Here is a 25,908-nt window from a genome sequence, read left to right as displayed (position 1 = left end):
GGATAAAGAGTGACGGAACCGACTTCCACTCCGGAGACCCCCGACGAGAGTGGTTCAGCGGTCGCGAGCCGGATCGAACCGATCGGCATCGAAGTCGAGATGCAGCGGTCCTACCTCGACTATGCGATGAGCGTCATCGTCGGGCGGGCCCTTCCGGACGTCCGTGACGGCCTCAAGCCAGTCCACCGCAAGATCCTCTACGCCATGTTCGACGGCGGCTACCGGCCCGACCGCGGCTACGTGAAGTGCGCCCGCGTCGTCGGCGACGTGATGGGTAACTACCACCCGCACGGCGACGCCTCGATCTACGACGCCATGGTCCGTATGGCGCAGAACTGGTCGCTGCGCTACCCGCTGATCGACGGCAACGGCAACTTCGGCTCGCCGGGCAACGACCCCGCAGCCGCCATGCGGTACACCGAGGCGCGCCTCGACCCGCTCGCCATGGAGATGCTGCGGGACATCGACGAGGACACCGTCGACTTCGTCCCCAACTACGACGGCCGGGCCCAGGAGCCCACGATCCTGCCGTCGCGCATCCCCAACCTGCTCGTCAACGGCAGCACCGGCATCGCCGTCGGCATGGCGACCAACATCCCGCCGCACAACCTGCGGGAGATCGCCCAGGCCGTCCAGTGGTGCCTGGACAACCCCGACGCCGACGAGGCCGAGACGCTCGACGAGCTGATCAAGATCGTCAAGGGCCCCGACTTCCCGACCAAGGGCCTCATCGTCGGCACGTCGGCCATCATCGACGCGTACCGGACCGGCCGCGGCTCCATCCGGATGCGCGCCGTCGTCGAGGTCGAGGAGGACGCCCGCGGGCGGACCATCCTCGTGGTCACCGAGCTGCCGTATGCGGTCAACCCCGACAACCTGGCCGAGCGCATCGCCGACCTGGTCAAGGAGGGCAAGCTCGCCGGCATCGCCGACATCCGCGAGGAGTCCTCCGGCCGCACCGGCATGCGCCTGGTGATCGTGCTCAAGCGCGACGCCGTCGCCAAGGTCGTGCTCAACAACTTGTACAAGCACACGCAGCTGCAGGAGACCTTCGGCGCCAACATGCTGGCGCTCGTCGACGGCGTGCCCCGCACGCTCAACCTCGCGCAGTTCGTGCGGCACTACGTCACGCACCAGATCGAGGTCATCGTCCGGCGCACCGCGTACCGGTTGCGCAAGGCCGAGGAGCGCGCCCACATCCTGCGCGGCCTGGTCAAGGCCCTCGACATGCTCGACGAGGTCATCGCACTCATCCGGCGCTCGCCGAGCGCCGAGGAGTCGAAGAACGGCCTCATGAACCTCCTGGACATCGACGACATCCAGGCCACCGCCATCCTCGACATGCAGCTGCGCCGGCTTGCCGCACTGGAGCGCCAGCGCATCTTCGACGAGCTGGCGAAGATCGAGATCGAGATCGCCGACTACAAGGACATCCTGGCCACGCCGGCCCGGCAGCGGCAGATCATCTCCGAGGAGCTCGCCGAGATCGTCTCCCGCCGCGGCGACGACCGGCGGACCCAGATCATCCCGTTCGACGGCGAGGTCTCCATGGAGGACCTCATCGCGCGGGAGGACGTCGTCGTCACCATCACCCGCACCGGGTATGCGAAGCGCACCAAGGTCGACCTGTACCGCTCGCAGAAGCGCGGCGGGAAGGGTGTCTCCGGTGCGACACTGAGGCAGGACGACATCGTCAGCCACTTCTTCGTCTGCTCGACGCACGACTGGATGCTGTTCTTCACCAACAAGGGACGCGTCTACCGGGCGAAGGCATACGAGCTGCCGGAGGCGAGCCGGGTCGCGAAGGGTCAGCACGTCGCCAACCTGCTGGCGTTCCAGCCCGACGAGCACATCGCGCAGGTGATCGAGATCCCGAACTACCAGGTGTCGCCGTACCTGGTCCTGGCCACCAAGGACGGCCTGGTCAAGAAGACCAAGCTGGAGGAGTTCGACTCCAACCGGTCCGGCGGGATCATCGGCATCAACCTGCGCGACGAGGACGAGCTCGTCGGCGCCGCGCTGCTCGGCCCGGAGGACGACCTGCTGCTGGTCAGCAAGCAGGCGCAGGCGATCCGCTTCACCGCAAACGACGACACCTTGCGCCCCATGGGCCGCGCGACGTCGGGGGTGATCGGCATGCGCTTCGCCGAGGGTGATGAACTGCTGGCGATGGAAGTTGTGCGCGAAGGGATGGATCTGGACGTGTTGGTGGCCACCGACGGTGGCTTCGCCAAGCGGACTCCCATCGAGGAATATCCGGTGCAAGGTCGCGGCGGCAAGGGTGTCCTCACCGCTAAAATCACGTCTCGTCGCGGCGGGCTTGTTGGCGCCGCGGTGATCTCTCCGGACGATGAGCTTTTCGCCATCACCTCAAATGGTGGCGTGATCCGGACTCCCGTGAAGCCTGTACGACGTACGCGGGATCGGAACACAATGGGGGTCAAGCTCATGGACCTGCCGGAGGGTGTGACCATCGTCGCGATCGCCCGCAACGCCGATGAGCCCGACGAACAGGACTAGTTGATGACAGACACACAGGCGAAGTCGGGGAGCGCCTCGGCAGCAACCGATGAGGCCAAGCCGGCCGGAGAGGCTGCCATGACGGGAACCGACTCGGGGGCGCCTGCCGCCGGCGGCGACGCCGGCGCGGTCAACGGGACCAGCACGCCCGGCGAGACCACCATCGGCGGCACGCCGAAGTTTCAGCGTGCACCGGGGATGGCCCCGCCGCCCGACTCGTTGACGGTGCCGATCCAGTCGCCTTCAGCGGCGGTGGGCAAGGCGGGCGTCACGACGCCTCCGCCGGTCACGCTCGGCGCCGGCGGGCCGGCGGCGCCCACCAGCGGCGCGGCGACCGGCACGGCCAGCGTCGCCGTCGCACGCGCCTCCGTGCGCCCGACCAACGCGGGCGCCACGCAGGCGCTGAACACGCCCGCGGCGGCGGTGAGCGGCTCCGCCCGCGTCACCGAGGCCGTCCGTGCCGCCCGCAAGACGGTCAGCTCCGCGGTCGGCCGCGGCCCGCGCCGGGCCCGGCTGCACCTCAAGCGCATCGACCCGTGGTCTGTGATGAAGTTCGCGTTCGCGGTCTCGTTCGTCCTGTTCGTAGTCGTGATCGTCGCCACGTCGGTGCTCTACCTGGCCCTCGACGCGATGGACGTCTTCAACAGCGTCAACAAGGCCCTTGCCGACATCGTGAGCTCCACCGGCGGCCAGGCCAACAACACCTTCCGCATCACCGCGAAGGGTGTCATCGGCGGCGCCGCCCTCCTCGGCGTGGTCAACGTGGTCCTCTTCACCGCGCTGGCCACCCTCGGCTCCTTCATCTACAACGTCTGCGCCGACCTGGTCGGCGGCATCGAGCTGACCCTCGCCGAGAAGGACTGACCTGCGTTTCCCCCCGCGGCGGGCGCTTCGACTCGCCGCGGGGGGAACCGGTTTGAGGCTTGGGTGTCGGGTGCGGTAACCTTCATCGTCGCGCTGATACGCCGCTTTTCGCGGGGATCGGTGTAACGGGGCTATAGCTCAGTCGGTTAGAGCGCAGAGCTGATAACTCTGAGGTCGCTGGTTCGATTCCAGCTAGCCCCACATGTGGAAAAAGGTGCTCGTGGTGGTCGCAGTCGTCGGTGCCGCTGCCTATGTCGCCAAGCGCGTGAAGACCGCAAGCGAGGAGCGCGCGCTCTGGCACGAGGCCACCACCGCACCTGACCTGCGCTAGGTCAACACCGAGGGATTCCCTCGCTCGGGGGCGTAGCTCAACTGGCAGAGCACCGCCTTTGCAAGGCGGGGGTTAGGGGTTCGAGTCCCCTCGCTTCCACCAATCGGCGCACTCTGCTCGCGCGCCTGCGGCGGGCTTGCCGGGGTGGTGTCAGCATTCCCCGCGCGGCCCTTCGGGCCGCTCGCCAGTGGGGGAGCTTCGCTCCACCCAACGCCCCCTCAAGACCAGTAGCTGGTGCTGCTGGTCTTTCGCCGTCCTATGGACAGTCCAGGCCGGTCACCTCGACGCAGTTGTCGGAGTACTGCCCGCCTTGCCGCTCCTGACCCAGCTCGCGCTGGGCAGGTCGACGGTCGCGCCGCCCTGCTCACCTGCCGGCTTCCTGTCTGCTGGGCGGCGTCTGGTGGGCGGGCATCAGTTCCCGCAGCTTGATGCGTATGCCAAGGCCTCGTCACTGAGGCGTTCTGCTGCCTGGATCGCGGTGTCCCATGCGCCGCCGAACCCGAAGTCGATGACCACGGTGCGGCTCATCTCGTACAGTGCCGGCTCATGGGTTGGTACGGAACGCTCTTGCTCGCGAAGTCTGCCGACGGTCCTCTTCCGGCGTACCGGGGGGTGCGGCAGGCGTTCGGGTCGTGGTTCGCCACGCCGAGCAGAATGCGGGTGTTCGGTAGTCCGCTCGGGCTGTACGACTTGGGCGACGGCTGGCAGCGGGTCGGGGTGCGTCCGTTCTACCGGGAGCGGCTGCGGTTGGCGGCAGGCGTCCAGGAACTGGCCGCCGCGACCGGGGCTCCGGTGCTGGCGGGATGGGTTTCCGAGAGCGTGTGTGCGCATCTGGAAGCCTGCAGCCCCGCAGGCGTGTCCGTGACCATGCACCTGCCCAACACCGACGAAGACTGTGGATACGAGCACCTGGACGGCCGTACGGCGGTGGCCTCGGTCGCGACGACCTGATCGCCGAGTATGAGCAATTGACATCGCGATGGCCGGACCCGCAATCGAGTCATCGCTATGGGGATTGACGTGGCCTGCTTCGACTGGGGTCAGCGGGCCAGGTCGGGGATGACCTCGGCGGTGGGGAGGGTGGCCAGGGCGGCGCCCGGGAGGACGATCTTGCTGCGGCGTAGGCCGCTGCCCACGATGACCCAGGGGACGTCGACGACGCGGGAGTCGATGAGGACGGGCCAGTCGGCGGGGAGGCCGATGGGGGTGATGCCGCCGTACTCCATGCCGGTCAACGAAACAGCGTCGTCCATGGGGGCGAAGCTGGCCTTGCGGACGTCGAGGCGCTTGCGGGCCACGCCGTTCACGTCGGCTCGGGTGGTGGCCAGGATGACGCAGGCCGCGTAGCGCACCGAACCCTCGCGTTTGCCGGCGACGACGACGCAGTTGGCGGATTGCTCAAGGGAGACGTCGTACGCGGCGCAGAACTCGGCGGTGTCGGCCAAGGAGGGGTCGATCGGAGCGACGAAGATTTCCGGGGAGTGCAGCGCCGCGAGGACCGGGGCGGCCAGCAGGTCCGGGGCCGAGGCGGCCGGGACTGTCTCCAGCTTGCCTATCAACGGCCGTCGTCCAGGGCGAGTGCCTTCATGAAGATGTCTCCGATCTTGGACGGGTCCTGGGCGATGAAGACCGCACCGCCCGTCGCGTCGACGATCTTCTGCATCTCGGCCTGGTTCACTTCGGAGCCGACGCCGATGATGATGATCTGCACCGGCTGGTCCTTGTTCTCCGCTTTTCGCAATGAGCTGACGAGCGTGTCGAGGGACATGCCGGCGGGGTTGTTGTTGCGGCCGCCGGTGATGACCACGACCGAGTTGCCGCGGGTGGGGTCCCAGCCCTGCTGGACCGACTGGTACGCGGCGAACACGGTGTCGTAGAGGTTGCTGCCGCCCTTGGGGTTGGGCTTCAGGCTGCCCAGCGCGCCGCGGAGCTGGTCGCGCTGGGCGTTCAACGGGCCGATGGGCACCAGCTGCTGGTGGCCGGTGGAGAACGACCAGAGGCCGACCGCCCAGCTCTCGGGGAACATGTCCAGGCCTCCGAGCGAGGCCTGGACGGCGATCTGTTGCTTGGTGAGGCCGCCGGCGGACGGGACGGCCGTCTTCATCGCCGCGGAGGTGTCGAGGACCGCCAGCATGCGTGACGGCTGGGTGATCTCGATCCACATCTGCAGCGCCGCGTTGATGACCTTCGGCTCCGGCACGGGGGTGACGGTGCCGCCGGTCGAGGCGCTGGGGCCGAGGGTCATGTTGGCGCCGACGCTGCCGTCGTTGGCGCGCAGCTGGTGCGAGGAGAGCATGTTGCGGAAGTCCGCCCCGGACAGCACGGCGCGGAACTGCTCCGCGGCGGCGGCCCGGTTGGGTGACAGGCGGGGCATCGCGGCGTACGGGTAGTCCAGCGCGATCGGCGCCGGGTCCGGGTAGACAGCGATGAGCGGGACCGCCGGCCCGGTCGCGTTGTACGCGTGCAGCGCCTGCTCCGACAGCGGCGCGAGCGTGACCGCGGTGGACAGGGTCCGCGGGTCGGCGTCGCGCGGGAACCGGGCAATGAGGCCTGACTGCTGCTCCGACTTTCCACTGGTCAGAGCCTTGATCGCGCCGACCGTCAGGGCGTCGCCCTCAGGGCCGAACTGGTCTCGTACCGACGCCATCGCCACCATCGTGGAGATGCCGACGGCGTCATGTTTGGGGTCGACGATGCCCGCGGTGATCCGGGTGTCGCCGACGATCTGCTGCAGCACCTGCTTCCAGGTGAGCTTGTTCTCCAGCCAGCCGAGTGACTTCGCCGTCGGCTCCGGCACCGCCAGCACTATCGGGCTGCGCGCCAGCGACGGTGCGGCCTGCGGCACCAGGTCCTCGCGGGCGGCGCGCATGCGCTGAAGCCAGATCGAGGAGTCCGGGATCCACACGTGCGGCACCAGCGTCTTGCCGTCGGCCTGGCCGAGCGTGTTGATGGAGACGCCGTGCTCACCGGCGATCGCCGCGGCGACCTCCGATGCGCCCACGGCGACCACATCGACCGAGACACACTCGTTGTCGACCCGCGGCTCGGTCTTGATCCACCGATTCGCGGCGTCCTTGATGGCCGGCGCGATCTCCGGGTTTGCCGCGACTGACAGCCGCACCGTGCCCGAGCACCCCGCCGACGACATCACTTGGTAGCCGCCATAGACGGCCCCGATGACGACGAGGGGAAGGATCATGCCGGCGGCGAGTGCGACGAACCCGTTGCTTCTCAGGTCCGCCGCTGCGTGCCGTCCTCTCACGGGTACCAATATTCCCTAGATACGAGGTAAATGGGTCCCGCGTTCGGCTATTCGTCACACAAGTTCGCGCGACACGAGTACACTCTGCACCTCAATGATCACGTTGAGTCCGAAACTTGTTCGGATCCTTTCGGAAGCCTTTGCAGATCGTTTGGACGAACTCCCGCGCCTCGGCGCCGTTTCCGGGCCGCCAGGTGCACGCGAGGTCCACCGCGACCACCCTCCCCGTCGCGATGATCTCCTCCACCTTCGCGAGCACCGCCCCGAGCGACGGCCCGCCCGGCACGGGGAAGAGCAGACCGGGTAGCTCCGCCCCGTCCACCACGTCGAGATCCACATGTACGACCAGCGGGCCTTCCGGAAGTTCCAGGTCCTGCAGCCGGTACCGGCGGATCCCCGACCCCTTCAGGTATTCCTCCTCGGCCGGGTCGAGGTCCCGGGCGTCGACCAGCACGGCCCGCTCCTCGGCCAGCGCCCGGATCCCGAGCCGGTCGGCGATGAGCTCCGGCCGGTACCCCACCAGCACCCGCAATGGCATCCCGCCGATGTACCCCGAGGTGGTCGTCTCCAGCGTCTGCACATCCCCGTGCGCGTCGAACCACACGATCGCCGGGTCGACCCCGCGCCGCTGCAGTCCGGCGACGGTCCCCAGCGCGGTGGTGCAGTCCCCGGAGATCACCACGGGCGCCTCGGCGCCGCTCACCTCGTCGGCGACCCGTTCGTACAGCACCGCCAGCCGCCCCCAGATGTCACCATCCTCGGGGAACTCGACGGTGACGGTCACGTCCGCCGGCTCGTCGACCAGCCCGTCCAGCCGCTCGTCCAGGTGGTAGGGAACGTAGATCGTGGTCATGCCCTCAGTCTCCCCCGACGTCGCCTGGGGACCGCCGCCGGTGCGCGGCCTGCCGGCCCGGGTCACCGTCCTGTCCGGCCCGTCCGGCGTCGGCAAGACCCGGCTCGCCGACGCGTACGCCCACCGGTGCATCGCCGACGGCTGGCCGCTGGTCCTGCGGCTGTCGGCCACGGACGAGATCAGCCTGCTGGTCGGCCTCGACCAGGTCGCGGAGTCGCTCGGCGCCTGGGACGCCGGCTCCGACGTGTCGCGGACCGTCCCGGCGGCGCTCACCCTGCTCCGCGATCATCCCGGCCCGGTGCTCATGGTCTACGACGACGCGCCCGACTTGGATCTGGTGCACCGGTGGCGGCCGTACTTCGGCGCGATCCACGTCGTCGTCACCACACGGGCCGCGGTCCCCGGCGCCGTCGAGCTGGGCGGCCACCCGCCGGCGGACGTGCCGCCCGCCCTCGCCGGGCTCGCCGCGCGGGTCGATCACCACCCCGAGGCGCTGGCGATCGCGGCGGCGACGTGCGGGCCGGGGCGGCGCTTCCCGGCCCCCGACGACCATCCCGGCACCGACGTGGTCCGTCTCGCGCACGAGTCGCTGTCTCCCGAGGTGTACTGGCTGCTGGAGTGCCTCGCCGTCCTTGCGCCGTGCGGCATCGACCCGCGGCTGCTCGGCGGGAAGCAGCCCCTCGACGTGCCGCCCGCGCTCGCGACGGTCACCGCCGACCGGGTCACGCTCACGAACTTCGTCCGGCACGCGATCGCCGCCCGCAGCCGCGAGCTGGGCCGGGCCGACACCGTGCTCACCCACGTCACCGGCGCCCTGGCCCGCATGGTCAAGCGGATCGACGGATCAAGGGCCGCCGCGGCCGAGCTCGCGCTGCATCTGGAGGCGGCGTTCCTGCACGGCGACACCGCCACCGCCAAGACCCGCAAGCGGCTCGTCCACCTGCGCAGCAAGAGCACCGACCTGCTGCTGCGCAGCCACAACACCAGCGCCGTCGACACGCTGGGCCCGGCCATCCTGACCGACGCGACCTTCGTGCACGGCAATGTCGCGCACGGCGACCTGGTCTTCGCCCACGCCACCCTCAAGCGGGCCCGCGAGGCGCTGCGCTACCCGGCCGACACGCTGCGGGCGGCGCGGGACCAGGTCGCGGCGGCGACCCGGGTGCTCGGCCCGTGGCACTTCGAGACGCTGGACCGCCGCGTGACGCTGGGCATCGTGCTGCGGCGCCAGTACGCGTTCGAGGAGGCCCTGGCCGTCCACGCCGCGCTCCTGGCCGACTGCCGGGCGGCCCTGGACGCCGATCATCCCGACACGCTGGAGGCCCAGTACCAGGTGGCCGTCGACCATCGGCTGCTCGGCCGGCTGGACGAGTCGGAGCCCCTGTTCGAGCACACGTACGCCGCCCGCCGCCGGGTCCTCGGCCCGCACCACGTCGCCACCTGCTACAGCGGCGAGTCGCTGGCCCTCGACTGGCTGGAGACCGGCCGCGTGGACGAAGGCATCCAGCTCCTTTCGCAGGTGCTGGCCGACCAGTTGGCGTCGGCGGCTCCTGTACCGGAGTGCATCGCCAACATCGAGCACAACCTCGCCGACGCCTACCGGCTCGTGGGCCGCCACGCGGAGGCGAAGGCCCTGTATCAGCGGTGCATCGCCGGCTACCCGCGCGGAGGGGTCATGGAGCTCATGGCGCGGGGCGGGTTGGCCGCGCTGCGCTGAGTCCCGCGGGTGGAGACGACGGCCGCGGCGGTGAGCAGGGCGAGCATCAGGGACGTGATGAGCCGGACGATCATGATGTGCGGGCCGTGATACCCGAGGTGCCACGTCACCAGGGCGCCGGCGGTGAACACGGCGGCGGTCGTCGGCCAGAACAGCTTCGGGGCGGGCTTGACCGGCGGTGGCGTGCCGTGCCAGTCGCGGAGGAGGCGGTGGCTTCCGGCGTACCAGATGAACAGCGGCGTCAGGAGCAGGGAGGCGTAGTCGCTGGTCTGCCGCACGGCGAACCACGAGGTCAGCGGGCCGGGGTGGGTGACGAGGTCCCACAGCAGGTGGCTGGCGACCCCGATCGCCGCCGAGCTCACCGTGATCCACCACCGGTGGCGGACCCGGCCGAGGACGCCGTAGTCGCGCGCCCAGCCGCCCTTGCGGCCCAGGTGCGCGGCGACGGCCGGGGCGGCCAGGCGGATGAGCCAGGCGACGAGCAGCGCGACCGGCACGCTGAACCACAGCGCGCCGAAAAGGTGGTCGGGCTCGTAGCCCCAGGCGTGCACGGCGTGCCGCGGCGCCGGGACCGGGAGCCGGTCGAAGAGGTAGGCGGTGTCGGGCGCCGCGGCCCCGGCCACCAGCGCGACGCCGTCGAACCACCTGGGCCGCCACAGCTTCAGCGGCAGGACGGCGAGCGGATGGGTCGGCAGCGTCGAAGGCAAAGGTTTTCCGCTCCTCGTGTCGAAAGGGTTCGTCGTCGTTCGACGCGTCATTGGAACCCAACCTTAAGGAGCACCGAGATGCGCAAGATCGTTGCCGGGCTGCACATGTCCCTTGACGGCGTCGTCGAGTCGCCGGAGCGGTGGAGCTTCGACTACTTCTGCGACGAGGTCGGCCAGTCGATCAAGGACCGCCGGGACGCCACCGGCACGCTGCTGCTCGGCCGGCAGACGTACGAGGAGTTCGCCAAGATCTGGCCCGGGCAGAGTGGCGAGATCGCCGACTTCATGAACCACACGCCGAAGCTGGTCGCGTCGACCACGCTGACCTCGGTCGACTGGGCCGGGTCGACGCTGCTGGAGGGCGATGTCGCCGCCGCCCTGACCGCGTTGAAGCGCCAGGAGGGCGGCAACATCACCGTCACCGGCAGCGCCACGCTGGTCCGGTCGCTGCTGGTGGCCGGTGTACTGGACGAGCTGCACCTCCTGGTGTGCCCGATCGTCCTGGGCGCCGGCAAGCGCCTCTTCGACGGCTCGCGGGTGCCGCTGCGGCTGGCGGCGTCCGAGACGTTCCCGACCGGCGTCGTCCACCTCACATACGGGCCGGCCTGAGCCCCCGCGTCGAGCCCGAGGATCGGCCGTTCCGCAGGTCGCGGCGACGTTGCACGTGAAACATGAGCCGTTCGTGCGAAGACCCGGTGATCGCGGCGTGCGAGGTTGTCAGTCGTGACAACGCTTGCCAAGGGTGGGAACACGGCGGTGCAGGTCGGCGCCGTCCGGGTGGTCGTCGGCTGGCAGCAGGGGGCCGGGGTGCCCGACGTCGACTGCACGGCGTTGCTGCTCGACGCGGCGGGCAAGGTGCGCGGCGACAACGACATGGTGTTCTACAACCAGCCGAAGCACCCGAGCGGCGCCGTCGTCCACGACGGGAAGCAGCAGGCAGGTGGCTGGGGGTACGACGCGGTGAGCGCCGACCTGCGGACCGTGGAGCCGGGCGTCGACCGGATCGTGGTCGCCGCCTCGGCGGACGGTGGCTCGTTCGGGCAGGTCCCCGGGCTGCATGCCACGGTCTACGACACCGCCACCGGCGCCGAGATCGCCCGGTTCACCGAAATGCGGGCCACGACGGAGACCGCGTTCGTCGTGGGTGAGCTGTACCGCCGGCAGGGCGCCTGGAAGTTCCGCGCGGTCGGGCAGGGCTGGGACACCGGGCTGGCCGGGCTGGCGACCGCCTTCGGCATCTCGATCTCCGAGGAGGCCGTGGCGCCCGCGGCGCCCGCACCGGCTGTTCCGGAGCAGCGGCCGGGGGTGCGGTTCACCAAGGGCGAGGAGCGGCTGCCCGCCGCCGACCGGCAGCGGCTCAACCTGCGTAAACAGCAGGTGCTGGTGTCGCTGGCGAAGCGCGGCGCCGCCGGGATCCGGGCCAGGGTCATCGTGGTGCTCGACGCGTCGGGGTCGATGCATCGGCTGTACAAGAGCGGCATCGTCAGCCAGGCGGTCGAGCGCATGGCCGCGGTCGCCGCTCAGCTGGACGACGACGGGACCATGCAGGTGTGGGCGTTCGCCGACCTCGCCCGCCAGCTGCCGGATCTGACCATCGCCGAGATGCCGGGATGGCTCGCCGCCCAGACGCCGAAACGGCCCTCGGGCGTGGGCGGCAGCAACAACGAGGCGAGCGTCATCGACCAGGTCCGGCGCTGGACCGCCGCGAACCCGGTGCCCGACCCGACCCTGGTGCTGTTCTTCTCCGACGGCGGCGTCCACCGCAACGCCGAGATCGAGCGCCAGCTGCGCGACGCCGCGAGCGAGCCGACGTTCTGGCAGTTCATCGGCCTGGGCAAGGGCAACTACGGCATTCTCGAGCGGTTCGACCGGATGGCGGGCCGGGTCGTGGACAACGTCGGGTTCTTCGCGGTCGACGACATCTCGAAGGTCAGCGACGCCGAACTCTACGACCGCCTGCTCGGCGAGTTTCCGACCTGGATCCCGGAGGTCAGGAGGCTAGGCATCCTGCGCTGAGGCGGCCTCGCGGACCTGGCGCTGGAGGCGGGTCAGGACGGCGGTGCCGCCGCGGACGCGCAGCGGGCTGATCGCCGTGGCGAGACCCATCCGGTGGTACAGGTCGGTGGGGACGGCCAGGACCTCGGCGGCGGTGGCACCCTCGAGGCCTTCGCTCAGGATGCCCGCGAAGGCGCGGGTCGTCGGCGCCTCGGGCGGGCAGTCGAAGTGGAGCTCGACCTGATCCGTGGGTGTCACCACCGCCTTGAGGAAGAACGGCGTCTGGCACTCGGGCACCTGCTCCATGCCTTCGTGCCCGTCGAACGACGCCGGCAGCGGGCGGACCGCGTCAGCGAACTCGAGCAGCATCTCCAGCACCACGTCGCGGGGCGCGGAGGCGAACTCGTCGACGATGGCGGCCAGCTTGCCGGGCATGTCCATGCCTCAAATCTAGCCGCTCAATTGTTGGGTGCGGCCTTGCTGATGCCGCCGAGCACCGAGTCGGGGTCGATCTCCTCGGCCAGGTCCCCGATCGAGACGATGCCCACGAGGCCCTGCGCGTCATCGCAGACGAGCACCCGCCGCACGGCCTGGTCGCGCATGAGCAGCGCCGCCGTGTGGATGGAGTCCTCGGGGCGGACCGTGACGAGGTCGCGGGTGACGATCTCGCCGATCGTCGTGGCGGCGGGGTCGCAGCGCTCCGCGACGGCTCGCACGACGATGTCGCGGTCGGTGACCACGCCGGTGAGACCGGGACCGTCGGCCACCACGACATCGCCGATGTCCTGCTCACGCATGGTGCGAGCCGCCTCGGCGAGGGTCGTCTCACTCGGGAGATACACAACATTGGTGGTCATCACGTCGCGGACGGTCTGCATCGTCATGGTCGCCCTCCCGGCTGTTGATGCCCGTTTGTTACCCGAACCCGGAAGGGCTGAACCAGGTGTGGCGTGCGGCAAAGTCGCTTCCAACCCCCCTGGTGCCCTGAAAAGATGCGATGCAGGCATGCAGACCATGGGGAGGTTGTGCGGTGGCGGGGTGGACGAGCTACGTCGCGGTCGGTGACAGTTTCACCGAAGGCATGGACGATCCGAGACCGGACGGCAAGGGCTACCGCGGCTGGGCGGATCTGGTGGCGGGCTGTCTCGCCCAGGATCTGCCGGACTTCCGCTACGCCAACCTCGCGGTGCGGGGCCGCCTCTTCGACAACATCGTCGCCGAGCAGGTGCCGCTCGCCACGGCGATGAAGCCGGACCTGATCAGCTTCGCCGGCGGCGGCAACGACGCGCTGCGGCGCGGGTTCGAGGTGGACATCCTGGTCGCGCGGTTCGACAAGACGATCGAGCGGCTGCGGGCCACCGGCGCCGACGTGATCGTCTTCCGCTTCGCGGACCTGACCGGCAGGATGCCGGGCGGCAAGATGCTCCGCCCGCGGGTCGACGCGCTCAACACCGCGATCGACGGCATCGGCGCGAAGCACGGCGCCCACGTGGTGAACATGTGGGACGACGCCGAGTTCGGCAACCCGCGGCTGTGGGGGATCGACCGGCTGCACCTCTCGCCGGCCGGGCACCGCCGGGTCGCCGGCCACGTGCTGACGGCGCTCGGCGTCGACTGCGACGCATCGTGGCTGGCCGCACCACCACCGCCGGAGGATCTGTCGTGGATGTCGCGCAAGGCGGCCGACGCGCGCTGGGCGACGCAGCACCTGGCCCCGTGGGTGAAGCGGCGGCTGACCGGAAAGTCTTCCGGGGACATGGTGACTGCCAAACGGCCCGAGCTCGCGCCGCTAGATTGAACTCATGAAACTCGTCACCACCGACTGGCTGGCCGAGCGGCTCCACGACGACGGTCTCGTCGTCGTCGAGTCCGACGAGGATGTGCTGCTGTATGGCACCGGCCACATCCCAGGCGCCGTGAAGGTCGACTGGCACACCGAGCTCAACGACCAGGTCACCCGCGACTATCTCGACGCGGAAGGCTTCGCCGCGCTCTGCGAGGCCAAGGGCATCGGCCCCGACGACACCATCGTCTTCTACGGCGACAACTTCAACTGGTGGGCGACCTACGCGCTGTGGGTGTTCTCCCTCTTCGGCCACCGCAACCTGCGGATCCTCGACGGCGGACGGTCCAAGTGGATCGCCGAGGGGCGGCCGCTCACCAAGGACGCGCCGGGTCGCCCGAAAACCACCTACCCGGTGCCCACCAGGGACGACACGGGGATCCGTGCGTTCCGCGAGGACGTCATGGGGCACATCGCCGCCGACCGCCCGCTGGTCGACGTCCGCTCACCCGGCGAATACACCGGCGAGCTGCTGCACATGCCCGACTACCCGCAGGAGGGCGCGCTGCGCGGCGGCCACATCCCCGGCGCGGTCAGCAAGCCGTGGAAGCAGGCGACCCAGGAGGACGGCACCTTCAAGCCCGTCGACGAGCTGCGCCAGATCTACGTCGGCGAGCTCGGCCTCTCCCCGGACGACGACGTCATCGCCTACTGCCGCATCGGCGAGCGGTCGTCCCACACGTGGTTCGTGCTGACGCATCTGCTCGGCTTCCAGCACGTGCGGAACTACGACGGCTCCTGGACCGAGTGGGGCAACCTGGTCCGCGTCCCGGTCGTTAAAGGCAACAGCCCGAAGTAGCGACAAACAGTACGGCGGCCCACTGCAGGGGGCCGCCGTCCTGCCCAAGCGGGTCGAACCTCACGCCGGCCGACGCCCTCGACCCGCTCCCCGCCCGGCACTGAACCAGCCGACACACCCGTCTCTGTCTCTGGTCTCGTCTCCGCGCGAATACGTTGGTCAATGCCCCGATTTTTGGCATTTGTTCCATAGACGCTGCGCGATCCACCCTCAAATCAGTGATCGAACTGTGGGTGGATCGCGCTATGTCTATCCGGAAAAGGGGCGTTTCGGGGCATTGACCAACGTCCGGGTGGGTGGAGGGGTAGCCCCTGTGTGTTCGTCGGTGGCGTTTCGGGAGGGGCTGGGTGTTGCGGGGGTATTGACCAACGTCTGGGTGGGTGGAGGGGGTAGGCCCTATATGTGGGCGCCAGGTGCGTGGCGAGCGGCTGCCTGGTGTGGTCCGCGGCCTCTGTCCATCAGGAAGGGGGCGTTTTGGGCATTGACCAATGTCTGGGTGGGTGGGAGAGGGGTGGCCCTGTGCGTTTCGCCGGTGGCGGCCCGGGAGGGGTGGGGTTGGGTGGTGCTCGCCGGGCAAGGTCGGATGGTGGGGCGCCTGGAACATGGCGAACGGCGGCCCTGACAGCGGGCCGCCGTTCGGTTGGCAGGGCTATTCGTTCTCGGCGGGCAGGCTGACCAGGTAGTCGACCACCTCGGAGAAGCGGGCGCTGGCCATGGCGACGCACAGGTCGGCGGCGCCGTAGTACAGGCGGAGCTCGTCGCGGGCCTCGTCGTGGACGAGGCCGGTGGGGAAGACGACGTTGGGCACGTCGCCGACCCGTTCGTACTCGGCCTCGGGGCCCAGGACCCAGCTCGGTGTCCGCCGGATGATTTTCGTGGGGTCGTCCAGGTCGAGCATGACCAGGCCTACGCGGTACAGCGACGTCGCGACCATCTGCTTGACGCCGTGGTAGACGCAGAGCCAGCCGTGCGGGGTCTCGACCGGCGGCGGGCCCATGCCGATCCGGGTGGCGTCCCACCAGGGTCCGGAGCGGGACTGCATGACCGGCTCGGGGGTCGTCCACGCCTGCAGGTCCGCGGACTTCGACAGCCAGACGTCGGCCCGTGCGGACAGCACGGACACGGGCCGGTGGAACAGCACGTACTGGTTGTCGATCTTGCGGGGCAGCAGCGAGGCGTTCTTGTCCTCGGGCGGCATGACGATGCCGAGCGGCTCGACCGACTCGAAGTCCTCGGTGCGGGCGAGCGCGACGCAGGGGCCGCTGGGTCCGTACGCGGTGTAGGCGATCACGTAGCTGCCGAGCTCGTCGACGTACGTGACCCGGGGATCCTCGACGCCCCAGCAGCTGTGCTGGTCGGTGGGGTCGTCGGCGATCAGCGGTTTGGCGTCCACGACCCAGTCGGTGCGGCCGTCCTTGCTGCGGGCGACGGTCAGGTGCGAGATGCCTCGCCGGTCCTCGATCCTGCACAGCAGGACCGTGTCACCGTTGTGCAGGCAGGCGCCCGGGTTGAACACGCTGTTGATCGGATAGGGCCAATCCCCGGCCGTGAGCAGGGGATTGGTGGGTTCCCGGTGGAACAGCTCCGCGTCAAAGTGCATCAGGTTGGCCCTCCGTGGTGCGCAGGCGGGGCGGCTGGGCGGTCGCGCTGAAGCCGGCCGAGGCCCGTCCGACGGCCCGGGTGCCCGTCGGCGCCTTGTTCGGAGTCGGCCGTGACGGGCCGGTGACCGGCAATGACGTCGGGACCGGCGTCGTGGCGACGACAGGGTGGGGCAGAGCGGCCAAACCGGCTTTGAGCAGGCTGAGTAGCGCTTGGTAATAGGCTAGCGTGGACTCGGCACCCTGGTTCCCATTTGGCTCAGTAGCAGACAAACCATCGTGGCAGGCGCCCGTGGCGTCGACGTAGAGCCGCGCGCCGGCCCGGTTCCTGCCGAGGAACCAGGAGTAGCCCCAGCCCGCCAGCCGCGCCAGCGCCGGGTCCGCGGTGTACTGCCAGGCGTCGACCATCGCCTCGGTGATCGCGGCCGCGTCCAGCGGCTGCTCGTCGCCGTCGTCGGCGAGCCAGACCGACGGCGACTCGCCCCGCCGGTGCCACCGGTTGCCGACGCAGCGCAGGGTGCCGTCGGCGAGCCCGACGTGCTGGGCGTACCAGTCCAGCGCCGCGATCGCCCGCGCCGCCATCGCGTCGTCCTCCAGCAGCGCCGCGCCGAGCAGCATCGCGTGCGGCAGCCGGGCGTTGTCGTAGGTCAGCTCCGGCTCGAACCAGCGCCACGACGGGTCCACCGCCGACGTCGCGACCAGCGCCTCGTCGAGCCGGCGCAGCAGCGGCGCCGCCTGGTCGGTGCGGCCCGCCCGGGCCAGGCCGATCAGCGCGTACGCGGCGGTCCGCAGCCCGATGTCCGGCAGCTGGTGGGTGCGCGCGCCCAGCTCGTCGAGCAGCGCCGCCGCCGGCCGCCGGATGTCGTCGGGGACGGCCGGCGTGCCGACCAGGACGCCGAGCGCCCAGACGGCCCGGCCGACGTGGTCGCCCTGGTGCGGCCAGTCCTGCCACGTGCCGTGGTAGCTCAGCATGTTGTGCATCGCGCCCGACGGGTCGTAGGCGGCGGTCAGGAAGCGGATCGACTGGCGCAGCCAGCGCGTCGCCTGGGCCGTCTGCTTCGTGTCGATGCCGACCGCGAGCAGGTCCGCCGCGACGATCGCGAGCCGGGCCACGTCGTCGACGCAGTAGCCGGACTCCAGCGAAGGGTTGGCGCCGTGCGAGAACTGAATGATGCCGATCTCGTCGGTGAGCCGGTCCAGGTGCGCGAGGTTGAGCAGCGGGGCGGCCGCGGTCGAGTGACCGGGGCGGGCCGTCGCGGCCTGCGTCTGGCGCAGCACGTCGGCGACCAGCTCCGCCTCCCGCGCGGCGACCGCCGGCCAGGGCAGCCACACGGCGCACGCCTCGGCCACCGACTTCGCGGCGGCGAGCGCGCGGCCGTCGGTGAGCAGGTCGATGATCTCCGCGGCGAGCGCCGCGTCGTCGCCGCACGGCACCACCCGTCCGGCGCCGCCGGCGAGCATGTCCTCCGCGTAGCTGTAGGACGACGAGACCGCGGGCAGGCCCGCGCCCAGCGCGAACGTGAGCGCACCCGAGCAGATCTGCTCCGGCGACCGGTACGGCGTCACGAACAGCGTGCTCGCGTGCAGGATGGCCGACAGCTCGTCCAGGCCCAGGAAGGCGTCGACGAAGTGCACGTGGCCGGCCAGGCCCAGCAGCTCCACGCGGGACTGCAGGCTGTCGCGGTAGGCCTCGCCGTCGCGCCGCTTGATCTCCGGATGCGTCGCGCCCGCCACGATGTACTGCGTGTCCGGGTGCTCCTTGACCACCGCGGCCAGCGCGTCGATCGCGATGTCGATGCCCTTGCCCTCACTGAGCAGGCCGAACGTGGTGAGGGTCGGCTTCCCGGCGACCTTGTCCAGCAGCTCGCGCAGCTCGGGCCGCAGCGTCGCGGGGTCCGGTGGCTGGCGCATCGCCTCGGGCGCGCCGTGCGGGACCACGACCAGCTGGTGGCCGGCGGCCACGCCGGTGCGGATCGCGACGCGGCGCGCGGTCTCGGTGAAGACCGTGACCCTCGCCGCCCGGGCGCAGAGCGCGCGCAGCGTCGCCGCCTGCCCGGACGAGGGGCGCGACAGCACCGTGTGCAGTGTCAGCAGGTAAGGAATGCCGCACGCGTTGAGCGCGCGGGTCAGTTCGAGCAGGTGAGAGCCGTCGGTGCCGCCGAAGATCCCGTACTCGTGCTGGATCAGCACGACCTGGACGCCGGCCTCCCGCATGGCGCGGGCGGCGGCGGAGTAGTCCTCGATGCGGTCCTGATTGATGGTGACGACGACCTCGTCACCGTAGCTGTGCCCGTCACGGTCGATGGCCACGACGACTGTTTCCAGATCGTCGCTGGCGACACCAAGTGCCTCCCGCAGGTCCGCGGTGTACGTCGCGAGCCCGCAACGGCGAGGCAGATAGGTCGACACGATACCGAGGCGATAGGTCGCGGCAGGGTGTGACATGAGCACATTGTTACCCCCGGGCCTGCCAAAAAACCTTGATACGCCCGGATGGGACTCCGGGGTGAATGTGCTGCTCAGTCCATCTTCGTGGAAACCTGGTCCGGCGTGATCGTTCGGGTGAATTACCGTTCAACTGTCACGTAGAGTGTTCAGCCCCACGTGGGTAGCGGTTCACGTGAATCGATCCATTCCGGCGGCACGCCGACCGTGTCACCGTGTGTGCCGACGCCCGTGTGCGCCGCGATGACGCCGCCGGCGATCGCGCACATCGAATCGGTGTCGCCGCCCACCCGTACACACGCCGCCAATGCCTCCGGATAGTCGTCGAGATACCGCGCGGCCACCCACAGCGCGAACGGCACGGTGTCCTGCGCCAATGCGTGTGCGCCGTTACCGACCTCCGCGGCGACCTCCCCGGGATCGGACGCCTCCGCCATGCGGGCGGCGCGGCCGATGCCGTCCCGGACGTCGGACGGCGGCAATGCGTTGAGCACCATGCGCAGCAGCGACTCGCGCGGCGTGTGCTGGGCCGCGAGCGCCGCCGCGAGGGCGACCGCGACGGCACCCGACACGCCTTCCGGATGCCGGTGGGTGACCTCCGCCGACAGCGCCGCCTGCCGCGCCGCGACGTCGGGGTCGCCGGAGAAGAACGCGCCCAGCGGCGCGACCCGCATCGCCGCACCGTTGCCCGCGGAGCCGCGGCCGGCGAACAGCGCGCCGGCGGCGACCCGCCAGGGGACACCCTCGTCGATGCTGGTCAGCAGCGACCGCGCGCCGCGGCCGTAGCCCCGGTCGCGGCTCCAGCGCTGCGCGAACGCGCCCGCCAGCCAGTCCTGGTCGACCCGGTCGTCCCGGCGGAGCCCTTCCAGCAGCGTGCAGGCCATCTCGGTGTCGTCGGTCCAGCGCCACGGCGCCGGCGGCGGGGCGAATCCGGCACCGGCGGGCAGCGGCGGGTGCATCTCGAACGGCGCGGCGAGCGCGTCACCGACGGAGAGACCGGTCAGGCTGTCGAGCGCGGCACGGAGATCCACCCGCCGAAAATAGTCGATGCGGGCCGGGAACGGCGCCGGCGGATCGCGGCTCGTGGTGGGCATGAAGCGTCGTGAACTGCTCGGCCTGGGCGGGGCCGTCCTGATGGCGTCCTGCGGATCCGGATCGAAGCCGAAGAAGGTGGAGCCGGGGGAGCTGCTCGCCGTCTCCGTCGGGGACGGGATGACCGTCGTGGAGTCCGGCACCGGCCGCCGGGTGGTGACACCCGCGGCGACGCTCGCGACCGCCGACGGCAGGCGGCTCGTCAGCGCCGTTGCCGAGCCGGGCGCGTCGCGCGTCGTCACCCGCGACGCGCGCACCGGCGACGTTGTCGCGCAGACGACGGTGCGGGGCGCCGGCCGGCTGGCGGCGGTCACACCCGACGCCGGGCTGGTCGCGCTCGTCGACGGCGATCCGGCGGGCCGGCTGGAGACGACGATCGTGGTCGCCGGGCCGGCGGGCGAGCGGCACCGGCTGAAGCTGCCGGGGTTCGTGCAGCCCGAGGCGTTCTCGTCCACCGGCACGAGCCTCTTCGTGCTGGACATGCTGCCCCCGGAGCATCCGGACAGCTACCGGGTGCGGGTCCTCGATCTCGCGGCGGGGCAGCTCACCGCGCTGAACCTGCCGAACGCGGAGGCGGGCGTGAAGGTCCTCGTGCCGGAGGGCGCGGAGGAGCAGATGCGCGGCGAAGGGCGGCAGGCGGTCTTCGACGCCCGGCGGCAGCGGCTCTTCACCCTGTACAGCCACCAGCCGGACCACGTGCACGTCCGCGACCTGCTGCACCCGGAGACGGGGGCGCGGGACGGCAGGCCGGACGTGCACGCGTTCGTGCACACGCTCAGCGTCGCCGACGGGTGGGCGGTCTGCGTCGACCTGCCGTCGTCGTTCGGCACGGGGCCGGTCGAGGGGCTGACGATCGCACAGCGTGGCGAGGAGGTGTGGGTCGCCGACGCGGGCAAGGGTGTTCTTGCGGTCATTTCCGCCGATGTACTGGCCGTCACGCAGGAGCTCCGGTTCACGGCGGTGGCGGGCCGGGCCCGGTTGGCGGTGTCCAGCTCCGCGGCGTACCTCGCGGCCGGGCGGCAGGTGCAGGTGTTCGACACCGGTTCGAAGTCGCCGCGGGCGACCTGGGCCCTGCCGGGCGACACGCGGGGCGTCGCGGTGTCGGACACGGGGCTGTACGTGGGGCAGGCGGAGGCCGTACACCGGCTGCATCCGGAAACCGGAGCACCGGTGGCGACCGTCACCGTGCCGGGGCTCACCGCCGTGGAGCACGTCCTGGGGTGAGAACGGGGCGGAGAATGTCGGTGGGTCGCGGTAGCGTGCGCGCGTGGATCGGACGTTCCAGGTGGACCTGCGCGGGGTCGTGGACCTGCTCAGCCACCATCTCTATGCGAGCCCGCGGGTTTATGTGCGCGAGCTGCTCCAGAATGCCGTCGACGCGATCACCGCGCGGCGCGCGCTCGACCCGGCGGCGCCGGCACGGGTGCGCATCGACCCGCCCGACGTCACCGGCGACGGCACCTTGCGCGTGTCCGACACGGGGATCGGCCTGACCGAGGAGCAGGTCCACCAGTTCCTGGCCACGATCGGGCGCAGCTCCAAGCGCGACGACTTCGGCTTCGCCCGGCACGACTTCCTCGGCCAGTTCGGCATCGGCCTGCTCTCCTGCTTCCTCGTCGCCGACGAGATCCGGGTCCTGACCAGGGCGGAAGGCAGCCCGACGGTGCTGTGGCGCGGCTTCGCCGACGGCCGCTACAGCGTCGCGCCCGCCGGCGAGGACCGGCTGCACGTCGGCACGACCGTGACGCTGGTGCCCCGGCGCGACGCCGACCAGTGGCTGCTGCGGCGGACCGTGACCGAGCTCGCCACCCTCTATGGCTCGCTGCTGCCGGTGACCGTCGAGGTCGGCGACGTCCAGGTCACCGGCGACGGCCTGCCGTGGCGGGCGGGCGGCGACAACCGGCGGGAGCGGCTCGTCGCGCACTGCCGGGAGGTCTTCGGGTTCACCCCGTTCGACGTGGTGGACCTGTCCGTGGCCGAGGCGGGGCTGACCGGGGTCGCGTTCGTGCTGCCCACCCCGGCCAACCCGGCGGCCCGCGCCGGCCACCGCGTCTATCTCAAGCGGATGCTGCTCGCCGAGGGCGCCGAGGGCGTCCTGCCCGAGTGGGCGTTCTTCGCGCGGTGCGTCTTCGACGCCGGCGAGCTGCGCCCGACCGCGAGCCGCGAGGCGCTGTATGAGGACCAGCTGCTCGAGTCGACCCGCGAGACGCTCGGCGACCAGCTGCGCGGCTGGCTGGTCCGGCTCGCCACCCGCGACCCGCGGCGGCTGGCGGAGTTTCTGGAGATCCACCACCTCGGCGTCAAGGCGCTCGCCGTGCACGACGACGAGATGCTGCGCCTGGTCGAGCGCTGGTGGCCGATGGAGACCAACACGGGCCGGATGACGCTCGCCGACTTCCGCGCCCAGCACGGCCTCGTGCGATACACGGTGCAGGTCGACGAGTTCCGCCAGATCGGCGCGGTCGCGGCGGCGCAGGGCATGCCGGTGGTCAACGCCGGCTACGTGTATGACGCGCAGCTCATCGAGCGGCTGCCGCTGATCGAGCCGGGCGCGCTGATCGAGCGGGTCGAGCCCAGCGACCTGACCACGCACTTCGACGTGCTGGAGCCGGGGCTGGAGCTGGCCCGGCGGCCGTTCGTGGCCCGCGCGCAGCGCGCCATGGACCGGCTCGGCTGCGAGGTGGTCCTGCGCGCGTTCGACCCGGCGGGCATGCCGGCCATGTATCTGGTGAACCGGTCGGCCGCGTTCGCCGCCGAGCTGCGGGCCACCCGGGAGCGGGTCGACGAGGTGTGGGCCGACGTGCTGGACGCCCTCGCCCGCACCGACGACGAGGACCGGCCCCAGTTGGTGCTGAACCATCGAAACCCGCTGGTCCGGCGGATCAGCGAGCTCGCCGACGAGGACCTGGTGCGCCTCGCCGTCGAAGGCCTGTACGGTCAGGCGCTGCTGCTCGGACACCATCCGCTGCGGCCGGCGGACGCCGCGCTGCTCAACAGCTCATTCCTGGGCCTGCTCAACAAGGCGGTCGCGCATGAAGACTGAAGACGAGCTCTGGACCCTGCTGCGCGAGGCCGACCACATGCCGTATGGCAGTGGCCAGATCGCGCTGGTCGAGCAGATCGTGCAGCACGCCGACGCCGGCGGCTTCGACGAGCTGCGCTTCGCGGCGCGGATGCAGGCCACGACGGCGTATGTGCACGGCGGGGAGACCGCGAAGTCGTTCGTGACGTTCTCGTGGTGCCGCGCGGAGTATGACGCGCACCCGGAGCGCTTCGACCGGCACGCCGAGAGCCTGCTGCTGTGGCAGTTCAAGTACATGGTGTCGGGCCTGCTGAAGTTCCCCGAGGTGCCGCTCGGCCGCACGCACGACGTGCTCGACGACATGGAGCGCCGCTTCCGCGCCGGTGGGCACAGCCTGCAGGCCGTCTACTCCTACCGGCACGCCGTGGCCGCGCACATCGGCGACCCGGCCGCCGACGAGTGGTATGAGCAGTGGTGCGCGACGCCCCGCGACGACAACTCCGACTGCGTCGGCTGCGACCCGACGTCGAAGGTGTATCACCTGGTGTCGGCCGGCGACGACGAGGCGGCGGTGGCGCTCGCCCAGCCGGTGCTCGCCGGCCACCTCACCTGCGCCGAGCAGCCCCAGTCGATCCTGACGTCGCTGCTGGTGCCGTATCTGCGCACCGGCCGGCTCACGGAGGCCGCCGACGCGCACCGCCGCGCCTACCGCAGTCTGCGGGGCAACCTCGCCGACCTGCAGCGCATCGGCGAGCACGTGGTGTTCTGCGCGCGGACCGGCAACGAGACCCGCGGCCTGGAGATCGTCGAGCGGCACCTGACCTGGCTCGACAAGTCCCCGCACCCGCAGGCCGACATGTGGTTCTCCGCCGCGGCGGCGCTGCTGCTCAGCCGCCTCGACGCCACGGTCGTGATCACCGGGGTGCCGGCGGCGGAGAGGGCGGCGCCGGGGGGTGCCGAGGGGCTGCCGGCGCCGGTGCTCGCCGAGCGGCTCGCGGCCCGGGCGCGGGCCCTGGCGGCGCGCTTCGACGCCCGCAACGGCACGGCCAACATCGGCCGGCTCATCGAGGCCCGGCTGCACGCCGAGCCGCTCGTGGACCACCTGCCGCTCAGCGCCGTGGCCCGCACGCTGCGGACCGCCGCCGCGCCCGCCGCAACCAGCGCGCCGCGCCCGCTGCCGACCGACCCGGCGGAGCTGCTCGACCGGGCGGAGGAGCTGTTCGAGGAGTACCGCTTCACCGAGGCGCGGGCCGCGTGGCAGCGCTTCGACGAGCTCTTCGACGACCCGGCGCCTGCGCTGGCGGTCCGGCGGGTGGAGGGCCGTGGCCGGATCGCGAGCGTCGACGAGGAGCCGGAGGTGGCCGAGGCCGCGTTCCTGGAGGCCGCCGCCGGTCACCGGCGGCTCGGCGACGAGCGGTCCGCGCTGATCGCCGAGGCCCGCGCGCTGCTCGCCCCCGACGCCGAGGACCGGCAGGAGGAGGTCCTGGCCCGGCTGACCGAGGTCACCGAGCGGATCGTCGCGATCGGCGACGCCGACACCCGGGCCGAGGCGCGGCTGCGGCTCGAGTATCCGCTGCTGGCGCTCGACCGGCTCGACGACGCCCTCGCCGCGGTCGAGGCCGCGGTCGCCGAGGAGCCGGCCCGCCCGGCGCTGCGGGCCGAGCTGGCCGGGCGGCGGGCCCGGTGCCTGCTGGTGCTGGAGCGCTTCGAGGAGGCGGTGGCGGCCGCCGCCGACTGCCGCGAGCAGTATGGCCGGCTCGGCGACCCGCCGCCGGTGGCGCTCGCGGCGCTGATCCAGGGGCACGCGCTGGCCAACCTCGAGCAGTTCGACGCCGCGGTGGAGGCGTTCGACGCCGCGCTCGCCGCCGCGGTCGAGCGCGACCCGCGGCTGTCGGCGCTGGTCGGCCGGGGGCGGGCCAGGCTCGCCGGCGGCCACCCGGCCGAGGCCGTCGACGACCTCGTCGAGGCGATCGCCGACCACGTCGCGCACGGCGAGGACGGGCCCGCCGCGATCCTGCGCTTCGACCTGGCCAACGCCTATGACCAGGCCGGGCAGCCGCTCGACGCGGCCGAGGCGGCGGAGAGCTCGATCGACGTGCTCGACCGGATCGGCGCCCAGGAGTATGCGGACCGCACCCGCTACCTGCTGTCGCGGATCTACCGGGAGCTCGACGAGCCCGACCAGGCGCTCGCGCTGCTGGAGACGCTCGCCGGCAACCTCGACGGGTTCGACAACCTGCAGTCCCGCGGCCGGATGCTGCAGGAGGCGGCCCAGCTGCTCTACCGGGCCGACCGCGACGCGCAGGCCGCCGAGCGGTTCGGCGCGGCCGCGGCCGCGTTCGGGGCCGCCGGGGTGGTCCAGGCCGAGCTGTACAACCGCCGGATGCGGGCCCTCGCGCTGCGCTGGGCCGGTAGCGTCGAGGAGTCGCTGGCCGCGCTCGCCGAGGCCGACGCGCTGGCCGCGTCGTTGAGCCAGACGGTCGGGCCGTCCGAGCCGTGGCTGGTCTGGCAGCGGGCGATGCTCGACTGCGACGCGGCGCGGGTGCTGCTCGGCGCCGGCCAGGGCGACGAGGCCCTGGCCCGGGTCCGCGGCGCCGCGGACGTGCTGCGCGGCATCGGCGCGCTCGGCGAGGCCATCGAGGCCGACCTGCTGCACGCCGAGCTGCTGCTGCGCTCCGGCGATCCGGCACCGGCCGAGCCGCTGCTGCGCTCGGTGCTCGGTGCCGCGCCCGCGGGCTCGCAGGCGGGGCAGAACGCGGCCTGGATGCTGGCCGAGGCGCTCGAGGCGATGGATCGCTCGGAGGAGGCCGCCGAGATCCGTCAGCTCCACCTCGGGCAGTGACAAACTTAACGACCGTTC

The 25,908-nt window shown here is 71.3% G+C and carries 21 protein-coding genes and 2 tRNA genes; 14 read left to right on the top strand and 9 right to left on the bottom strand.

Annotated features, from left to right (window positions below; translation table 11 throughout):
* Positions 1-9 precede the first annotated feature (9 nt).
* The 6 genes from gyrA (at position 10) to ABD332_RS39435 (ending at position 4,666) form a co-directional block, all read left to right on the top strand.
* The gene (gene gyrA, locus ABD332_RS39460; protein ID WP_344508483.1) at positions 10-2,520 is read left to right on the top strand and encodes a DNA gyrase subunit A; all 2,511 of its coding nucleotides are present in this window, start codon (positions 10-12) and stop codon (positions 2,518-2,520) included.
* A gap of 3 nt (positions 2,521-2,523) precedes the next feature.
* Positions 2,524-3,384, top strand: a complete 861-nt coding sequence (locus ABD332_RS39455; RefSeq protein WP_344508481.1) for a DUF3566 domain-containing protein — start codon at positions 2,524-2,526, stop codon at positions 3,382-3,384.
* A gap of 127 nt (positions 3,385-3,511) precedes the next feature.
* Positions 3,512-3,585: transfer RNA gene (locus tag ABD332_RS39450), tRNA-Ile, on the top strand.
* Position 3,586: 1 nt separating this feature from the next.
* Positions 3,587-3,715: a DLW-39 family protein gene (locus tag ABD332_RS39445; RefSeq protein WP_344508479.1), complete on the top strand. Its 129-nt coding sequence runs from the start codon at positions 3,587-3,589 to the stop codon at positions 3,713-3,715.
* A gap of 26 nt (positions 3,716-3,741) precedes the next feature.
* A tRNA-Ala gene (locus ABD332_RS39440) sits at positions 3,742-3,817 on the top strand.
* 444 nt (positions 3,818-4,261) lie between these two features.
* Positions 4,262-4,666 carry a hypothetical protein gene (locus ABD332_RS39435; protein ID WP_344508477.1) on the top strand — a complete coding sequence of 135 codons (405 nt, stop codon included), beginning with the start codon at positions 4,262-4,264 and terminating at the stop codon, positions 4,664-4,666.
* A gap of 89 nt (positions 4,667-4,755) precedes the next feature.
* Here the strand turns inward: ABD332_RS39435 and ABD332_RS39430 are convergent, their stop codons facing one another.
* From ABD332_RS39430 to ABD332_RS39420, 3 genes are all read right to left on the bottom strand, one after another.
* Positions 4,756-5,271: a YbaK/EbsC family protein gene (locus tag ABD332_RS39430; protein ID WP_344508612.1), complete on the bottom strand. Its 516-nt coding sequence runs from the start codon at positions 5,269-5,271 to the stop codon at positions 4,756-4,758.
* A complete protein-coding gene (locus tag ABD332_RS39425) occupies positions 5,271-6,977 on the bottom strand; it encodes a substrate-binding domain-containing protein (RefSeq protein ID WP_344508475.1) in 1,707 nt (568 codons plus the stop codon). Before ABD332_RS39425 ends, ABD332_RS39430 begins: the two co-directional genes overlap by 1 nt.
* 91 nt (positions 6,978-7,068) lie before the next feature.
* The gene (locus ABD332_RS39420; protein WP_344508473.1) at positions 7,069-7,830 is read right to left on the bottom strand and encodes an arginase family protein; all 762 of its coding nucleotides are present in this window, start codon (positions 7,828-7,830) and stop codon (positions 7,069-7,071) included.
* On the opposite strand from ABD332_RS39420, the gene ABD332_RS39415 reads away from it, so the two are divergent.
* Entirely contained in the window at positions 7,829-9,547 is a 1,719-nt protein-coding gene (locus tag ABD332_RS39415) for a tetratricopeptide repeat protein (protein ID WP_344508471.1), read from the top strand. The genes ABD332_RS39420 and ABD332_RS39415 overlap by 2 nt on opposite strands.
* Here the strand turns inward: ABD332_RS39415 and ABD332_RS39410 are convergent.
* Positions 9,487-10,254 (bottom strand): DUF4184 family protein, encoded by a 768-nt coding sequence (locus ABD332_RS39410; RefSeq protein WP_344508469.1) that lies wholly within the window; start codon positions 10,252-10,254, stop codon positions 9,487-9,489. The two genes, ABD332_RS39415 and ABD332_RS39410, sit on opposite strands and share 61 nt — an antisense overlap.
* Before the next feature lie 78 nt (positions 10,255-10,332).
* Here ABD332_RS39410 and ABD332_RS39405 point away from each other — a divergent pair, with 78 nt between their 5' ends.
* The gene (locus ABD332_RS39405; RefSeq protein ID WP_344508467.1) at positions 10,333-10,863 is read left to right on the top strand and encodes a dihydrofolate reductase family protein; all 531 of its coding nucleotides are present in this window, start codon (positions 10,333-10,335) and stop codon (positions 10,861-10,863) included.
* A 114-nt stretch (positions 10,864-10,977) separates the two neighbouring features.
* Entirely contained in the window at positions 10,978-12,270 is a 1,293-nt protein-coding gene (locus ABD332_RS39400) for a VWA domain-containing protein (protein WP_344508465.1), read from the top strand.
* Here ABD332_RS39400 and ABD332_RS39395 read toward each other — a convergent pair.
* A complete protein-coding gene (locus tag ABD332_RS39395) occupies positions 12,253-12,690 on the bottom strand; it encodes a SufE family protein (protein ID WP_344508463.1) in 438 nt (145 codons plus the stop codon). The genes ABD332_RS39400 and ABD332_RS39395 overlap by 18 nt on opposite strands.
* 17 nt (positions 12,691-12,707) lie before the next feature.
* On the bottom strand, positions 12,708-13,133 hold the full coding sequence (locus tag ABD332_RS39390) for a CBS domain-containing protein (protein WP_344508461.1): 426 nt from the start codon (positions 13,131-13,133) through the stop codon (positions 12,708-12,710).
* 146 nt (positions 13,134-13,279) lie between these two features.
* Here ABD332_RS39390 and ABD332_RS39385 point away from each other — a divergent pair, with 146 nt between their 5' ends.
* Positions 13,280-14,047, top strand: a complete 768-nt coding sequence (locus ABD332_RS39385) for an SGNH/GDSL hydrolase family protein (RefSeq protein ID WP_344508459.1) — start codon at positions 13,280-13,282, stop codon at positions 14,045-14,047.
* 4 nt (positions 14,048-14,051) lie between these two features.
* Positions 14,052-14,891: a sulfurtransferase gene (locus ABD332_RS39380; protein WP_344508457.1), complete on the top strand. Its 840-nt coding sequence runs from the start codon at positions 14,052-14,054 to the stop codon at positions 14,889-14,891.
* Positions 14,892-15,540: 649 nt separating this feature from the next.
* On the opposite strand, the gene ABD332_RS39375 is transcribed toward ABD332_RS39380, so the two are convergent.
* From ABD332_RS39375 to ABD332_RS39365, 3 genes are all read right to left on the bottom strand, one after another.
* Positions 15,541-16,491, bottom strand: coding sequence for a glycoside hydrolase family 130 protein (locus tag ABD332_RS39375; RefSeq protein WP_344508455.1), 951 nt, complete (start codon positions 16,489-16,491; stop codon positions 15,541-15,543).
* A complete protein-coding gene (locus ABD332_RS39370) occupies positions 16,481-18,934 on the bottom strand; it encodes a glycosyltransferase (protein WP_344508453.1) in 2,454 nt (817 codons plus the stop codon). Before ABD332_RS39370 ends, ABD332_RS39375 begins: the two co-directional genes overlap by 11 nt.
* Before the next feature lie 149 nt (positions 18,935-19,083).
* The gene (locus tag ABD332_RS39365) at positions 19,084-20,028 is read right to left on the bottom strand and encodes an ADP-ribosylglycohydrolase family protein (RefSeq protein ID WP_425552363.1); all 945 of its coding nucleotides are present in this window, start codon (positions 20,026-20,028) and stop codon (positions 19,084-19,086) included.
* Here ABD332_RS39365 and ABD332_RS39360 point away from each other — a divergent pair.
* The 3 genes from ABD332_RS39360 to ABD332_RS39350 are packed head-to-tail and all read left to right on the top strand — an operon-like array spanning position 20,027 to position 25,890.
* Complete coding sequence (locus ABD332_RS39360) at positions 20,027-21,250, top strand: hypothetical protein (protein WP_344508449.1); 1,224 nt, start codon at positions 20,027-20,029, stop codon at positions 21,248-21,250. The two genes, ABD332_RS39365 and ABD332_RS39360, sit on opposite strands and share 2 nt — an antisense overlap.
* 43 nt (positions 21,251-21,293) lie before the next feature.
* Positions 21,294-23,069 carry an HSP90 family protein gene (locus tag ABD332_RS39355; RefSeq protein WP_344508447.1) on the top strand — a complete coding sequence of 592 codons (1,776 nt, stop codon included), beginning with the start codon at positions 21,294-21,296 and terminating at the stop codon, positions 23,067-23,069.
* Positions 23,059-25,890, top strand: a complete 2,832-nt coding sequence (locus ABD332_RS39350) for a tetratricopeptide repeat protein (RefSeq protein ID WP_344508445.1) — start codon at positions 23,059-23,061, stop codon at positions 25,888-25,890. The genes ABD332_RS39355 and ABD332_RS39350 overlap by 11 nt, the downstream gene beginning before the upstream one ends.
* Positions 25,891-25,908: the final 18 nt, after the last annotated feature.

The organism is Dactylosporangium maewongense, from assembly GCF_039531485.1.
GTDB lineage: Bacteria > Actinomycetota > Actinomycetes > Mycobacteriales > Micromonosporaceae > Dactylosporangium > Dactylosporangium maewongense.
The sequence above is the reverse complement of the archived record's forward strand: the minus strand, read 5'-3'. Positions and strand labels throughout refer to the sequence as shown.